This window comes from Actinosynnema sp. CS-041913 (assembly GCF_050942485.1).
Taxonomy (GTDB): Bacteria; Actinomycetota; Actinomycetes; order Mycobacteriales; family Pseudonocardiaceae; genus Actinosynnema.
Window position 1 is genome coordinate 6,977,714 of sequence record NZ_CP192037.1, and the last position, 13,662, is coordinate 6,991,375.

The 13,662-nt window shown below is 72.8% G+C and carries 14 protein-coding genes; 1 reads left to right on the forward strand and 13 read right to left on the reverse strand.

The genetic code is table 11. The features are described from left to right. The 12 genes from ACQPZF_RS31170 to ald form a co-directional block, all read right to left on the reverse strand. Positions 1-798 carry an ABC transporter permease gene (locus tag ACQPZF_RS31170; protein ID WP_433263063.1) on the reverse strand — a complete coding sequence of 266 codons (798 nt, stop codon included), beginning with the start codon at positions 796-798 and terminating at the stop codon, positions 1-3. Further along, positions 795-1,562 (reverse strand): ABC transporter permease, encoded by a 768-nt coding sequence (locus tag ACQPZF_RS31175; protein WP_433263065.1) that lies wholly within the window; start codon positions 1,560-1,562, stop codon positions 795-797. Before ACQPZF_RS31175 ends, ACQPZF_RS31170 begins: the two co-directional genes overlap by 4 nt. Before the next feature lie 106 nt (positions 1,563-1,668). Further along, positions 1,669-2,217: an AAA family ATPase gene (locus tag ACQPZF_RS31180; RefSeq protein ID WP_433263067.1), complete on the reverse strand. Its 549-nt coding sequence runs from the start codon at positions 2,215-2,217 to the stop codon at positions 1,669-1,671. Between the two features lie 99 nt (positions 2,218-2,316). Beyond that, positions 2,317-6,069, reverse strand: coding sequence for a helix-turn-helix domain-containing protein (locus tag ACQPZF_RS31185; protein WP_433263069.1), 3,753 nt, complete (start codon positions 6,067-6,069; stop codon positions 2,317-2,319). A gap of 229 nt (positions 6,070-6,298) precedes the next feature. Continuing rightward, positions 6,299-7,039, reverse strand: a complete 741-nt coding sequence (locus ACQPZF_RS31190) for a pseudouridine synthase (RefSeq protein WP_433263072.1) — start codon at positions 7,037-7,039, stop codon at positions 6,299-6,301. Then, positions 7,032-7,763 (reverse strand): SMC-Scp complex subunit ScpB, encoded by a 732-nt coding sequence (gene scpB / locus ACQPZF_RS31195; protein WP_433263074.1) that lies wholly within the window; start codon positions 7,761-7,763, stop codon positions 7,032-7,034. Before scpB ends, ACQPZF_RS31190 begins: the two co-directional genes overlap by 8 nt. Next, a complete protein-coding gene (locus ACQPZF_RS31200) occupies positions 7,760-8,593 on the reverse strand; it encodes a segregation and condensation protein A (RefSeq protein WP_433263076.1) in 834 nt (277 codons plus the stop codon). Before ACQPZF_RS31200 ends, scpB begins: the two co-directional genes overlap by 4 nt. Continuing rightward, entirely contained in the window at positions 8,590-8,982 is a 393-nt protein-coding gene (locus ACQPZF_RS31205) for a hypothetical protein (protein ID WP_433263078.1), read from the reverse strand. The genes ACQPZF_RS31200 and ACQPZF_RS31205 overlap by 4 nt, the downstream gene beginning before the upstream one ends. Then, a complete protein-coding gene (locus ACQPZF_RS31210) occupies positions 8,979-9,953 on the reverse strand; it encodes a ParA family protein (protein ID WP_433263080.1) in 975 nt (324 codons plus the stop codon). The genes ACQPZF_RS31205 and ACQPZF_RS31210 overlap by 4 nt, the downstream gene beginning before the upstream one ends. 94 nt (positions 9,954-10,047) lie before the next feature. Then, positions 10,048-10,374 carry an ArsR/SmtB family transcription factor gene (locus ACQPZF_RS31215; protein WP_433263082.1) on the reverse strand — a complete coding sequence of 109 codons (327 nt, stop codon included), beginning with the start codon at positions 10,372-10,374 and terminating at the stop codon, positions 10,048-10,050. Between the two features lie 132 nt (positions 10,375-10,506). Then, positions 10,507-11,388, reverse strand: coding sequence for a site-specific tyrosine recombinase XerD (xerD, locus tag ACQPZF_RS31220; RefSeq protein WP_433263084.1), 882 nt, complete (start codon positions 11,386-11,388; stop codon positions 10,507-10,509). Beyond that, a complete protein-coding gene (gene ald / locus ACQPZF_RS31225; RefSeq protein WP_433263086.1) occupies positions 11,385-12,494 on the reverse strand; it encodes an alanine dehydrogenase in 1,110 nt (369 codons plus the stop codon). Before ald ends, xerD begins: the two co-directional genes overlap by 4 nt. A gap of 69 nt (positions 12,495-12,563) precedes the next feature. Here ald and ACQPZF_RS31230 point away from each other — a divergent pair, with 69 nt between their 5' ends. Further along, the gene (locus tag ACQPZF_RS31230; protein ID WP_433263088.1) at positions 12,564-13,166 is read left to right on the forward strand and encodes a DUF1707 domain-containing protein; all 603 of its coding nucleotides are present in this window, start codon (positions 12,564-12,566) and stop codon (positions 13,164-13,166) included. Here ACQPZF_RS31230 and ACQPZF_RS31235 read toward each other — a convergent pair. Then, a complete protein-coding gene (locus ACQPZF_RS31235) occupies positions 13,163-13,543 on the reverse strand; it encodes a DUF2752 domain-containing protein (protein WP_433263090.1) in 381 nt (126 codons plus the stop codon). The genes ACQPZF_RS31230 and ACQPZF_RS31235 overlap by 4 nt on opposite strands. Positions 13,544-13,662 lie beyond the last annotated feature (119 nt).

Here is a 13,662-nt window from a genome sequence, read left to right on the forward strand (position 1 = left end):
TCAATCCTCCACCGTCGCGGGGGTGCGCTCCCGCTTCGGCTGCCAGGCGAGGGCCCGGCGCTCGAACGCGAGGAGCACGGTGTTGAGGGCGTAGCCGAGGACTCCCAAGAGGACGATCCCGGCCCACATGTCGGGGAAGTCGAACTCCCGCTGGGCGACGAGGAGTTGCGACCCGATCCCGTTGTCGGTGCCGACCAGTTCCGAGACGACCATGAGCACCAGGGACAGCGACAGGCTGACCCGCAGCCCGGCGAAGATCTTCGGTGCGGCGGCCGGCAGGACGACACCGAGGATCCACTGCGCCTTGGGGATGCGGAACACCGCCGAGGTCTCGGACTTCGTCGCGTCGACGCTGCGGGAGCCGTCGACGCTGTTGAGCAGGATCGGCCACAGCACGCCGAACACGATCGTCGCGAGCTGCATCTGCGTGCCGACGTTGAACACCAGCAGGAACACCGGCACCAGCGCCGGCGGGGGGATGGAGCGGAGGAACGTCAGCAGGGGCCCGGCGAACTCCATGGCCGTCGCGGAACGGCCGAGCGCCACGCCGAGCGAGACGCCGACCAGGGCGGCGATGCCCCAGCCGGCGAGCAGCCTGCCGACACTCGGGACCACGTGCTCGAACACGGTGTCGCCGAGGAACAGCCGATCGGCCGGACCGGACAGCCACAGCGTCCGGGCGGCTTCGGCGATCACGGTGGGACGCGGGAAGAACGTGTCGTCGGCCAACCAGGTCAGCAGCTCCCAGACCACGACGAGGCCCGCGAACACCGCCCAGCGCTGGAAGAACCGGGTCATGACCGTCCTCCGGTGACCGAACTCCACGCGACCCAACGACGTTGCGCGCGTTCCAGGCCCTCGTTGACGGCGAACCCGATGACGCCCGCGACCACGGTCCCGGCGAGGACCAGGTCCATGCGGCCGGAGCCGCTGCGCGCCTCCATGATGAACTGCCCGAGGCCACCGGAGCCGCCCGCGAGCAGTTCCACGCTCACCAGCACGACCAGGCACGTCGTGGCGGCGAGCCGGATGCCGGTCAGCACGAACGGCAGCGAGCTGGGCAGCGCCACGGAGAACAGCACCCGCACCCGGCCGGTGCCGAACACGCGGGCCGTCTCCACGAGCAGGGGGTCCAGCTCGTCGAGCGCGTAGATGGTGTTGAACAGGATCGGCCACACCGCCGCGTACACGGCGAGCGCGATCTTCATCTCCGGTCCGATGCCGAGGACCAGGATCGCCAGCGGGATCAACGCCACCGACGGGATGGGCCGCAGGAACTCGACCACGGCGCGGGTCGCCTGCCGGACGGCCGGGACGCTGCCCAGCACCAGTCCCAAGGGGACGGCGATGCCGACCGACAGTCCGATCGCGATCAGCAGCGCCAGCACGGTCGCGACGATGTCGCGCAAGAACGCCTCGTCGCCGAGCAACTCGAGTAACTCGGCCCCCACCACCGAGGGTGGCGGCAGATATTCCGCGGGAACCAGCCGGGATCGGCCGAACAGCTCCCAGACGACGAGGAACCCGGCCACACCGAGCAGTCCTCGGGTGAGCGCACGCACGCGCAACGCCTACTTCCAGTTGATCAACGCCAGCCAACCCGGCTCAATCTAGAGAGTCAGGCCCTGTCGCGACAATGCGTGCACGGCAAATCACTGTCACGAATCTTCACTGCTCCGGTCCGGTCCGCCGGTGGCCTGCGGCCAGCACCTCGTCGGCCAGTTCGGCCGGGGTGAGCCGGTCCGAGCGCAGCACGACCGTCCCGTCCGGCTGGCGGGCGCCGGCGGCCGGGTCCAGCCTGCTCAGGGCCCATTCGAGGGCCGTCCGGGCGGACTCCGGATCGCCGGGGACCTGCGGGGGGCGGGCGCTGAGCCGCTCCCTCAGCACGTCGGCGTCCGCCTCCAGGAAGACGTGCAGGACTTCCTCGCCCGCGTCGGCCAGGCCGCCGAGGATCTCCGTCCGGTAGGCGTCGCGGACCAGCGACATCGGCACGATGAGCGTGTGCGCGTGGTGCCTGCGCAGCGACAGCGCCGTCGCGACGACCAGCTCCCGCCAGCTCGGCAGGTCCTGGAAGTCCTCGTTGGGCCGCATCCACTTCCACAGCATGATCCCGACGTCCTCGGGGTCGTACACGACCGCGTCCGGGAGCCGTCGGTGCAGCTCCTGTGCCAGCGTCGTCTTCCCCGCCGCGAACCCGCCGTTGAGCCAGAAGATCACCGTTTCACGGTATCCGGGCAGTTCGCGACACCGCCACCTCCATCCGGCAAGGACAGCTCCCGGGCGGCGCTGGGCGTCCTTGCCTGCCTCGGCGCGGTCCTAACGGCACGGTGGGGTGAACGGCACGTCCTGGAAGTAGCGTCGCCAGTCCTCGGCGGTCAGTCTGGGGTGGGCGGTGGCGCAGATCTTCGCCTCCACCCTGGCCGCGTCCGTCTCCCAGAACCGGATGACCGAGCCGCCCGCGCTGACCAGGGTGCGGTCGTCCGGTGCGAACGCCGCCGTCGCCGCCTCGCCCTGGTGGCCGGAGAACGCCGCCACCTCGCGTGGTGCGGACGAGTCCGCGATGTCGAACAGCCGGACCTTCCCGTCCGTGCCGGCGACGGCCGCGTGGTCGCCGTTCACCACCACCGACCGCGCGTCGGCCAGCAGCGGCACGGGCGGGGTGAGCGGCCTGGTTCCCCCGTCGACACCGGAACCGGCTTTCCGGTGTCGCCACAGGACCGCGTTGCCGCCTTCCTCCACGGTCAGCGGCTCGCCGGTCGGTCCTACGGCGATCGACGGGACCTGCACGCTCGGCGGGTAGGCGCTGGACCGGTCGACCGGCCGCCCGGGGTCGGCCACGTCCCACTCCTCCACCCGGTCGCCGGCCCGCGCGATCGCCAGGCGGACGCCGGTCCGGTCGTAGGCCAGCGCGGTGACCCGGCCCCGGTCGTCCGCTCCGCCGACCGCCGAGCGGCCCAGGGTGGACACCACCTCCAGGGTGGCGAGGCTGACCAGGCGGGTGCGGCCGTCGACGCCCCCTATCGCGAAGGTCCGGCCGTTCGGGGCGAACGCCACCGACCGGCCGCCGGGCAGTTCGCCGACCAGGTCGGGCACGGCCGGGTTGGTGGTCCGCCACACCCGGACCGCGGAGTCGTCGGCGCCGACGGTGACGAGGTGCTCGCCGTCGGGGCTGAGCGCGGCGGCCCGCACCTGGCCGGGGTGTCGGAGCAGCGGCCACGCCGTGCGCGGCACGCGTGGTTCGGAGATGTCGACCAGCCGCAGCACGCCTCCGACGTCGATGGTGGCCGCGATGCCCCGGTCGGTGCCGACCACGATCGACCGCAGCCTGGTGGGCTGTGCCATCGGCAGGTCGGCGACGTCCACGAGGCGGGCCGCGCCGTCCGCGCCCGCGGTGACCACGACCCGGCCGTTCGCCGCGAAGCCGACCGCGTGCACGCCGCCGGGCTGGCCGTCCAGGGTGGCGATCCCGGTCGGCGCGGTCCGGTCGGCCAGGTCCCAGAGCTTGGCGGTCCGGTCGTCGGCGCCCGTGATCAGGCTGCGCCCGCCCGCGCCGAACGCCGCCGACCGGACCGCGTCGGCGTGCTGCTCGACGGTGGCCAGCCGGACCGGGCGGGCCGGGTCGGCGAGGTCCCACAGGCCCACCACGCGGTCCTCGCCCGTCGTGGCCACCGTCCTCCGGTCCTCGCTGACCGCGATCGCGGCGACCCGCCCGCCGTGCCACGCGAAGTCGACCGGCGCGGCCGGGTCGGACAGCCGCCACGCCCGCGCGTGCGGGCCGTCGGCGGCGATCAGCAGGTCGTCGGTCAGGAACGCCACCGACGGCGAGTGGTCGCCGCCCGGTGACGCGGCGAGCACCGGACGGCTCGGGTCGGAGATGTCCCACAGCGCGGGCGGGTGGGACCGGTAGCCGGTGGCGAGGAACCGGCCGTTCGGGGCGAACGCGAGCGCGACCGGCGTTTCGGTGACCGTCGGGTGCGCGAACTTCAGCACGACCGCCGGCCGACCGGCGTCGACCAGGTCCCACACCCACACGGCGTCGCTGCCGGCGGTGGCGATGGACCGGCCGTCCGCGCTGAACGCCATCGCGTGCACCCCGCCGGGGTGCCCGTCCAGCACGCCGAGCCGGCTCGGGCGGTGCGGATCGGTCAGGTCCCACAGCCGGCCTTCGCGGCGCACCCCTTCCTCCACGGCGGCCAGCAGCGACCGGACCGGGCTGACCGCGATGTCGCGCACCGCGTCGATCCGGGTCGCGTAGGGCGTGGCGAGCGAGTCGAACAGCGCGTCACGGGTCTCGGGGAGCGGCGCGAGGCGGTGGGCGGCCAGGGTGAGCTGCACCGCGAGCGCCGGGTTGGCGGCCCGCAGCGTCGTGACCTCGTTGACGACCTTGCGGGCCAGCGCGAGGTTGCGCTGCTCGGTGGCCGTGCGCTCGGCCTGGAACGCGCGGAACGTGGAGAGGGACGCCAACAGCAGCAGCACGCCCATCACGCCGATGAGCTGCCGCAGCCGGCGGGTGCGCCGGTGCTCGGTAGCGGTCACGGCGGCTTCCGCGCGGATGCTCGCGTCCAGGAACCGCACCTCGGCGCCGGTCATCCGGGCGCCGCTGCCCGCCGCCCACTCGCGGGCCAGCGCGAGCCGCGTCCCCCGGTACAGCGAGCCGGGGTCGCGGTCCAGCGACTCCCACAGGCGGGCCGCCTCGGTCAGCATCCGCTGCACCCGCAGCCCGGCGCGGTCCTCGGCGATCCAGTCGCGCAGCCGGGGCCAGCGCCGCATCAACGCCTCGTGCGCGAGTTCCACGGTGTCCCGGTCCAGCACCACCAGCCGGGCGTCGGCCAGCACCGCCAGCACCTCTGGGTGGTCGACCTCGTCCCGCGCCACCCGCCGCTTGGTGTCGTCGGTGCCCTCGCCGACCGCGATGAGCCGCAGGAACACCTCCTTGGCGACGGCCCGCTGCCGCTCGCCCATGCCCAGGTAGACGTGCTCGGCGCTGCGCGCGATGGAGTGCTCGACGCCGCCCGCCTCCTCGTAGCCGGCCAGCGTCAACGCCACCCCGCGCCGCCGCCGCCACGTCTCCAGCAGGGCGTGCGACACCAGCGGCAGCACGGCGGGCCGGCCGACCGCGTCCGCGACCAGGCGGGTGACCAGCGCGGTCTCCGTCTTGCAGCCGACCGCGACGGCCGGTTCGACGATCGCCTCGCGCAGCTCGTCGGCGGTCATCGGACCGACCAGCACGTGCCCGCCGCGCAACGCCTCCACCAGCTCGGGGTGCCGCCCGCAGTGCCCGAGGAAGTCGGCCCGCACCCCGAGCACGACCCTGGTGCGGCTGGTCGGGATGGCCGCGGCGGTGGTGAGGGCGGCGATGAACGCGTTCCGCCGCGCGTCGTCCCGGCACAGCGTGAAGACCTCTTCGAACTGGTCCACGACCAGCAGCAGGTCGTCGTCCGTGCCGACCAGTTGCTGCCGGACCCGCAGGTGCAGGTTCTCCGGGTAGGCGGCGAACTCGGCGGCCAGCCCGCCGGCGGGCTTGCCGGTGAACGCGGCCACGTGCACGGCCAGCTCCTCCACCGGCCGCGCGCCGGGGGTGAGCACGACGGCGGGCCGCCGGACCCGGGCCACCAGACCGGCCCGCAGCACCGACGACTTGCCCGAGCCGGACGCGCCGAACACCCCGACGAACCGCCGCCGGCACACCAGGTCGGTCAACTCGCCGACCAGCCGGTCCCGGCCGAAGAACCGGTCCGCGTCACCGACCTGGAACGGCGCCAGCCCCGCGTACGGAGGGCAGCCGTCCGCGACCGGGGGCCGACCCTCGCCGGCGGACAGCTCCCGCCACCGCGCCTCCCACCAGCCGACGTCTCCCCGGCAGGCCCGCACGTAGGCCAGGGTCACCGCGAGGCTGGGCAGCTTGCGCCCGTTCGCGGCCTCGGACAGCGCCGCCGCCGAGTAGTGCGCCAGCCTGCCGAGCTGCCGGTAGGTGGGGCTGCCTGCCTGTTCCCGCAGCCGGCGAAGCTGGTCGGCGAACTCGCCCAGCTCGCCCGCGTCCTGGTGTAACGGGCTCTCCCGTCTGGCCATCGCGCCCCCTCGGTCTCGGGGGCCGATTGTTCAGAGAAGCCTGTTCAGCGTCCACGTCCTGACCCTGAACAACCCGGGTGCCGTAGCAATGGGGGTCGTGAGCCGGAGGGGCTCCGCGGGGGAGGGAGGCGCCTGGTGGTGGATGAGGGGAGACCCACCAGGCGCCTTCCGCTTCACCACCCGACTGCCACGCCCGGCGCGCCGACCCCTGCCGGAGCCCGACCGCTTCTCAGAGCCCGACCGCCTTGTACAGGGAGCCGACCTCCTGGCGGTTGAGCACCCGCATCGAACCCGGCCGCTGGTTGCCCAGCCGCACCTCGCCGACCGCCGTGCGCACCAGGCTCTCCACCGGGTGGCCGACCGCCTCCAGCAGCCGGCGCACGATGTGCTTGCGGCCCTCGTGGATGACGACCTCCACCAGCGCGCGGCCGGGCGCGGAGGACACCAGCTTGAACGAGTCGACCGCGACCGGCCCGTCCTCCAGCTCGATGCCCGCGCGCAGCCGCTTGCCGACGTCCTTCGCGACCGGCCCCGGCACCTCGGCCAGGTAGGTCTTGGACACGCCGTAGGACGGGTGCATCAGGCGGTGCGCGAGGTCGCCGTCGTTGGTCAGCAGCAGCAGGCCCTCGGTGTCCGCGTCGAGCCGGCCGACGTGGAACAGGCGTTCCTTGCGGTTGTGCAGGTAGTCGCCGACGCACGGCCGGTGCGCGTCGTCGTGCATCGTCGACAGCACGCCGCGCGGCTTGTTCAGCACCAGCGTGATGACGTCGTCCTTGAGCACCACCCGCACACCGTCCACGTGCACGATGGCGGTCTCCGGGTCGATCCGGCGGCCCTGCTCGCGCACGACCTCGCCGTCGACCTGGACGCGGCCCAGCTCGATGAGCTCCTCGGCCACGCGGCGGGAGGCGATGCCCGCCTTGGCGAGCACCTTCTGGAGCCGAATCCCTTCGGGTCCTTGGTCAGACATCGTCGATCGCATCCACTTCGGGCAGGAGGGGGGCGATCGGCGGCAGGTCGTCCAGCGACGACAGCCCCAACCGCTCCAGGAACAGTTCGGTCGTGCGGTAGAGCAGCCCACCCGTGTCGGAGTCCGTGCCCGTCTCGGCGATGAGCCCGCGCGCGACCAGCGTGCGGATCACCCCGTCGACGTTCACCCCGCGCACCGCCGCGATCCGGGCCCGCGTGACGGGCTGCCGGTAGGCGATGACGGCGAGGGTTTCCAGGGCAGCCCGGGTGAGCTTGGCCCGCTGCCCGTCGAGCAGCAGCTTCTCCACGAATGGCGCGAAGCGGTCCCGCGTGTAGAACCGCCAGCCGTCACCGATTCTACGCAGGTCGATGCCGCTGCCCTGCTCGGTGTAGCGGTCGGCGAGTGTGCGCAGGGCCAGGGTGACGCGTTTCACGGGCTGCTCGAACACTCCCGCGAGCTGTTTCTCGTCGATCGGGCTGTCCACGACGAGCAGGACGGACTCCAGCGCGCCCTCGAACTCGCGGTCGTCGGTGAGGTCGGGCACCCCGGACTCCTCCGCCGCCTCGGCCGGGTCATCGGCGGGCGCGGGGTCGGCGGGCGCGGCACCGACAGGCGCGGCACCGACAGGTACGGGGCCGGCTGACACAGCACCGGCGGGCGCCGGGTCGGCAGGCGCGGGGAACAGGCCGGGGTCCGGCTCGGTGGTGTTCTCAGGCTCGGTCACCCGTACTCCTCGTCCTCGTCACGGGCCCCCGCCTCGGCCTCCTCGACAGTGCCGCCCACCCACGTGATCCGCAACTCGCCCAGCGGGTCGGGCTGGTCGAACGCCAGCGCCCGCTCCCGGTACAGCTCCAGCAGTGCCAAAAACCGCGCCACGACCTCCATCGTCTCGGTGCAGTCGGCCACGATCTCGGCGAACGTCGCCGTCCCCCGCGCCGCCAGCAGCTCCCGCAGCAGCCCGGCGTGCTCCCGCACCGAGATCCGGTGCTGGTGGACGTGCGCGGTGGACACGGTGCGGGGCAGCCTGGGCCGGAACACGACGGCGGCGATCTCGGCGAACCGCCGGGCGTCCACCCCGAGCATCACCTCGGGCAGCAGCCCCTCGTACCGCACCTCCAGCGCCACCGACCTCGGGTAGCGCCGGTACGCGCCCTGCTCCAGCTCCGCGAACAGCGCCGCGACCTGCTTGTACGCCCGGTACTGCAGCAGCCGCGCGAACAGCAGGTCCCGCGCTTCCAGCAGCGCCAGGTCGTCCTCGTCCTCCACGTCGCCCTGCGGCAGCAGCCGGGCCGCCTTGAGGTCCAGCAGGGTCGCCGCGATGACCAGGAACTCGGTCGTCTCGTCCAGGTCCCAGCGGTCGCCCAGCGCCCGGATGTGCGCGATGAAGTCGTCCGTGACCTGGTGCAGCGCCACCTCGGTCACGTCCAGCGTGTGCTGCGAGATGAGCTGGAGCAGCAGGTCGAACGGGCCTTCGAAGTTGGTCAGCTTGACCTTGAAGCGGCCGTCCGGAACCACTTCGGCGGGGACCTCGTCGGCTGGGGCGTCACCGCTCACCGCTCGCGCAGCCTACGCACGAGCAGCGAGTCGTCGCCGTGCTCCTCCAGGTCGTCCAGCACTATCGCGATCGCCTCGCGCACCACGCGGCCCCGGTCCACCGCGAGGCCGTGCTCGCCGCGCAGCTCCAGCCGGGCGCGCTCCAGGGCCAGCAGCTCCTCGTCCGACACGTACACGGTGATCTTCGTGGAGTGCTTCTGCCGCCCGGTGCCCCGGCGCGGTCCCTGAGCCTCGTCCGAGAACGTCGCGGACGGCCCGGTCGGCGCAGTCGACGCGGGCTGCCCGGTCGGCGCGGAGGTGGGCTGGGCGGGCACGGAGGCGTCGAGAACCGAGGGGCTGGTGAGGCGGAACAGTTCGGACGCGCCCGGCAGTGATGGGCGTCGGGTCACCGGGCGATCACCTCGCGCGCCAGTGCGCGGTAGGCCTTCGCGCCCGCCGAGCGGGGCGCCCATCTCGTGATCGGCTCGCCGGCGACGGTCGTCTCCGGGAACCGGACGGTGCGGTTGATCACCGTGTCGAACACGACGTCGCCGAACGCCTCCACGACCCGCGCCATCACCTCGCGGGAGTGCAGGGTGCGCGGGTCGTACATGGTGGCGAGTATCCCGGTGATCTCGAGCTTCGGGTTCAACCGCTCCCTGACCTTCTCGATGGTGTCTATCAACAGGGCGACCCCGCGCAGGCTGAAGAACTCGCACTCCAGCGGGATGAGGACGCCGTCCGCCGCCGCGAGGGCGTTGACCGTGAGCAAGCCGAGTGACGGCTGGCAGTCCACCAGCACGTAGTCGTAGTGGTCGATCACCGGGCGCAGCGTGCGGACCAGGGTGTGCTCGCGGCCCACCTCGGACACTAGCTGGATCTCCGCCGCGGACAGGTCGATGTTGCTGGGCAGCAGGTCCATGCCCTCGACGTGGGTCTGCATGATCACGTCGCGGACGGTGACGTCGCGTTCCATGATCACGTTGTAGATCGTCTGGTCGAGCTGGTGCGGGTGCACGCCGAGGCCGACCGACAGCGCGCCCTGCGGGTCGAAGTCCACCAGCAGCACGCGGCGGCCGTACTCGGTGAGCGCCGCGCCGAGGTTGATCGTGGACGTGGTCTTGCCGACCCCGCCCTTCTGGTTGCAGATCGCGAGGATCTTCGCGGGGCCGTGGTGCGCGATCAGCGGCGGTTCGGCGACGAAGCGGAGGGGGCGTCCGGTGGGGCCTATCTCGCCCACCGTCTGCTCGGCGGCGTCCTCGTCGGCCGGCGCGGCGTGCGGGGCGAGACTCAGCTCGACCGACGCGCGCGGCACACCGGACTGTGGCGTGGGCGGCGGTGGGCTGACCCACGCCTGGCCCGCGTGCTCCGGTGTCGACATCGCCTTCCCGATTCCTAGTCCTCTGCCTGGGCGCAGCCTAAGCACACCGACGGTCACCAGCAACGCGCCTCGCCGTGCCGGGCGCGAGCAGTTCTCACCGGACGGCGGCGGTCCGGTCGGCCGCCTTGAGCACGACGTCGAGCAGCCCGGGGAACAGCGCGTCGAGGTCGTCGCGGCGCAGCGACACCCACCGCTGGTTGCCGCACGCCCTGGTCCGGGTGATGCCGGCCTCCCGCAGCACGCGCAGGTGCTGGGACAGCGTCGACTTGGCGACGTCCACGTCGAGCGCGCCGCAGCAGCGCTCCCCGTCGGCCTCGATCTGGAGGACCACCGCCAGCCGGGTGGCGTCGCTCAGCGCGTGCAGCACCGCGCCGAGTTCGATGTCTGTGGGCTCCGGCTCGTCGATGTTCGGCACCGGCACGGCTCCTCCAGCTTGTCGCGTCCGGGGTGGGGCTTGTGTTCCACGTGATCGGCCTCTCCGGCGTCACCCCTTCGGGATGTCACCCGAACGGCTGACGGCCGAGCGGGTTCGCCCACAGTACCTGTGGATGGCTCATGTTCCACCGATCGCGCGGGGATGGGCGGTCGCGTAGACCTCGCGGAGCGTGTTGACGGTGACCAGCGTGTACACCTGGGTGGTGGTCACCGAGGCGTGGCCGAGCAGCTCCTGCACCACCCGCACGTCCGCGCCGCCCTCCAGCAGGTGGGTGGCGAACGAGTGCCGCAGCGTGTGCGGGGAGACCTTCGCGGTGATGCCGGCCTTCTCGGCGGCGGTCTTGAGCACCTGCCACGCCGTCTGCCGCGACAGCCGCCCGCCGCGCGCGTTGAGGAACACCGCCGGGGTGCCCCGCTTGACCAGCGCGGGCCGGGCGCGCACCAGGTAGGCCTCCAGCGCGGCCAGCGCCGGGCGGCCGACCGGCACGAGCCGCTGCCGGCCGCCCTTGCCGTCGAGCAGCACGGTCCGCTCGGCGGTGTCCACGTCGTCCACGTCGAGGCCCACCACCTCGGAGATCCGCGCGCCGCTGGAGTACAGCAGCTCCAGCAGGGCGCGGTCACGAGGGTTCGCGGGCACGTCCAGCAGCCGCAGCACGTCGTCCACCGGCAGCGCCTTGGGCAGCCGGCGCGACGGGGTCGGCGGGTGCACCTCGCGCGCCGGGTCGTGGCTCGCGAGCCCTTCGAGGTGGGCGAACCGGTGCAGGCCGCGCACCGCGACCAGGGTGCGGGCGGCGGACGACTCGGCCAGGCCGGACTCGCGCAGGCTCGCCAGGAAGTCACCGACCAGGTGCTCGGTGACGTCATCCAGCAAGGTGATCTTCCGGGCGTCCAGGTGCTCCGCGTAACGGCGCAGGTCGCGGGTGTAGGACTCCAGGGTGTTGCGGGAGGCGCCGCGCTCGACCGCCAGGTGGTCGAGGAACGCCTTGACCACGTCCCTCACAACTGCGCCAGGGGGACGTGCGGCAGGCCGTGCGCCTTCGCGACCCCGGCCTGCACGATCGTGCCGCGCACCGCGTTCACACCCCTCGCCAACGCCGGGTCGTCCCCCACGGCCTGCCGGAAACCCTTGTCCGCCAGCGCGGTCACGTAGGGCAGTGTGACGTTCGTGAGCGCCCACGTCGAGGTGTGCGGCACCGCGCCGGGCATGTTGGCGACGCAGTAGAACATCGAACCGTGCACCCGGAACGTCGGATCGTCGTGCGTGGTGGGCCGCGAGTCGGCGAAGCAGCCGCCCTGGTCGATGGCGATGTCGACGAGCACCGACCCGGCCCGCATGGTGGACACCAGGTGGTTGTCGACCAGCGTCGGCGCCTTCGCGCCGGGCACCAGGACCGCGCCGATCACCAGGTCCGCCCACCGGCAGGCCTGCTCCACCTCGTAGGCGTTGCTCGCGACGGTCTGGAGGTGCCCCCGGTAGATGAAGTCGATCTGCCGCAGCCGGTTGACGTTCGTGTCGAGCACGACGACCTCGGCCTGGAGCCCGACCGCGATCGCGGCGGCGCTCATCCCCGCCACCCCCGCGCCGAGCACGACGACCTTGCCCGCCGGGACACCCGGCACACCGCCCAGCAGCACACCGCGCCCACCCTGGGTGCGTTCCAGGCAGTGCGCGCCGACCTGGGCGGCCATCCGCCCGGCGACCTCGCTCATCGGGGCGAGCAGCGGCAGCGAGCCGTCCGCGAGCTGCACCGTCTCGTAGGCGATGGCGTCGATCCCGGCCGCGACGACGGCGCGGGTGCAGTCGGCGTTCGCGGCCAGGTGCAGGTAGGTGAACAGGGTCTGGCCGGGACGCATCCGGTGGAACTCCTCGGCGACCGGCTCCTTGACCTTCAGCACCAGCTCGGCGTCGGACCACACGTCGTCGGCGTGCGGCACGGTCCGCGCCCCGGCGGCGGTGAACTCGACGTCCGGGATCGCGCTGCCGTCCCCCGCACCGGCCTCGATCAGCACCTGGTGCCCGCGCCGCACCAGCTCGACCACCCCGGCCGGCGTGATCGCCACCCGGTACTCGTGGTTCTTGACCTCTCGCGGTATCCCGACCAGCACCAGGTCAGCGTAGGTCGGCCGGCGCGTTCCGGCTGGACGGAGGCCGTGGTGCTGTTAGCGTTGCGGCCTGTGTCGGAACCCCACCAGGTGCGCATCGGCAACCAGCAGCGCGAAGCGGCCATCAGCGCGCTCAACGACCACTTCGCGGCCGGTCGTCTGGAGATCGGCGAGTACGAGCAGCGGGTCGGCTACGCGACAGCCGCCCAGACCGCCGCGGAACTGGCGGCCCTGTTCCAGGACCTGCCCCAGCCCCACCCGCAGTTCCTGCCGCCGCCGCAGACGCACTACGCGCCACCCACCGACTACGCCACCCCGCCACCGGGTTTCCCACCGCCAGGTTTCCCACCGCCGGGTTTCCCACCGCCGGGTTTCCCACCGCCGGGTTTCACACCGGACTACGGCGCCTACGGCCAGCCGGGCTTCAACCCCAACGCGCCGTTCGGCGTGGACCCGCTGACCGGCCAACCGTTGTCCGACAAGTCCCGCATCGCAGCCGGCGTACTACAACTCGTCCTGCCGTTCGGCATCGGCCGGTTCTACATCGGTGACACCGGGATCGGCATCGCGCAGTTGCTGACGTGCGGCGGGTGCGGGATCTGGTCGCTGATCGACGGGATCATCCTGCTGGTCAACGGCGGCACGGACAGCAACGGCCGCAAACTGCGCGACTAGGCCAGGTTCCGGACCAACATCCAGGCGACGGCCAAGGCCACCACCGGCACGCCCACCTTGGCCGAGAGCCGGGGCGTGCGCTCATCCCGCCGCGCGGACCGGAACCACCGCACCCACAGCCAGGCCAGCAACGGCAGCCCGGCGACCAGCATGACGGCGTTGAACTGCCAGGCGGCGGCGAGATCCCCGTGCAGCAGCGCGTGCACCATCCGGGTGGAGCCGCAGGCCGGGCACTGGATGCCGGTCAGGGCGAACAGCGGACAAGGCGGCCACACCGACCCGGGGCCGTTGGGATCGACGATCAACAGCCCCGCCCCGGCAGCCACCGCCCCGGCAGCCACGGCAACCGGTCCACGCACACCCGGACGTGCACCCATACGTGCCATTGTGCCCACCGGACCGGCTGATGGCGCACACCCCCGGCGAGTTGCGCTCTCCGCCCGCGAGTCGCACCTCCACCGCCCGGCGAGTTGCCCCCTCAACGGCGAGTTGCGCC

Bases quoted from the DNA above. Each gene is read 5' to 3' on its own strand.
- ACQPZF_RS31170 (WP_433263063.1), bottom strand. From the start codon at position 798: ATGACCCGGTTCTTCCAGCGCTGGGCGGTGTTCGCGGGCCTCGTCGTG.
- ACQPZF_RS31185 (WP_433263069.1), bottom strand. From the start codon at position 6,069: ATGGCCAGACGGGAGAGCCCGTTACACCAGGACGCGGGCGAGCTGGGC.
- ACQPZF_RS31190 (WP_433263072.1), bottom strand. From the start codon at position 7,039: ATGTCTGACCAAGGACCCGAAGGGATTCGGCTCCAGAAGGTGCTCGCC.
- ACQPZF_RS31210 (WP_433263080.1), bottom strand. From the start codon at position 9,953: ATGTCGACACCGGAGCACGCGGGCCAGGCGTGGGTCAGCCCACCGCCG.
- ACQPZF_RS31235 (WP_433263090.1), bottom strand. From the start codon at position 13,543: ATGGGTGCACGTCCGGGTGTGCGTGGACCGGTTGCCGTGGCTGCCGGG.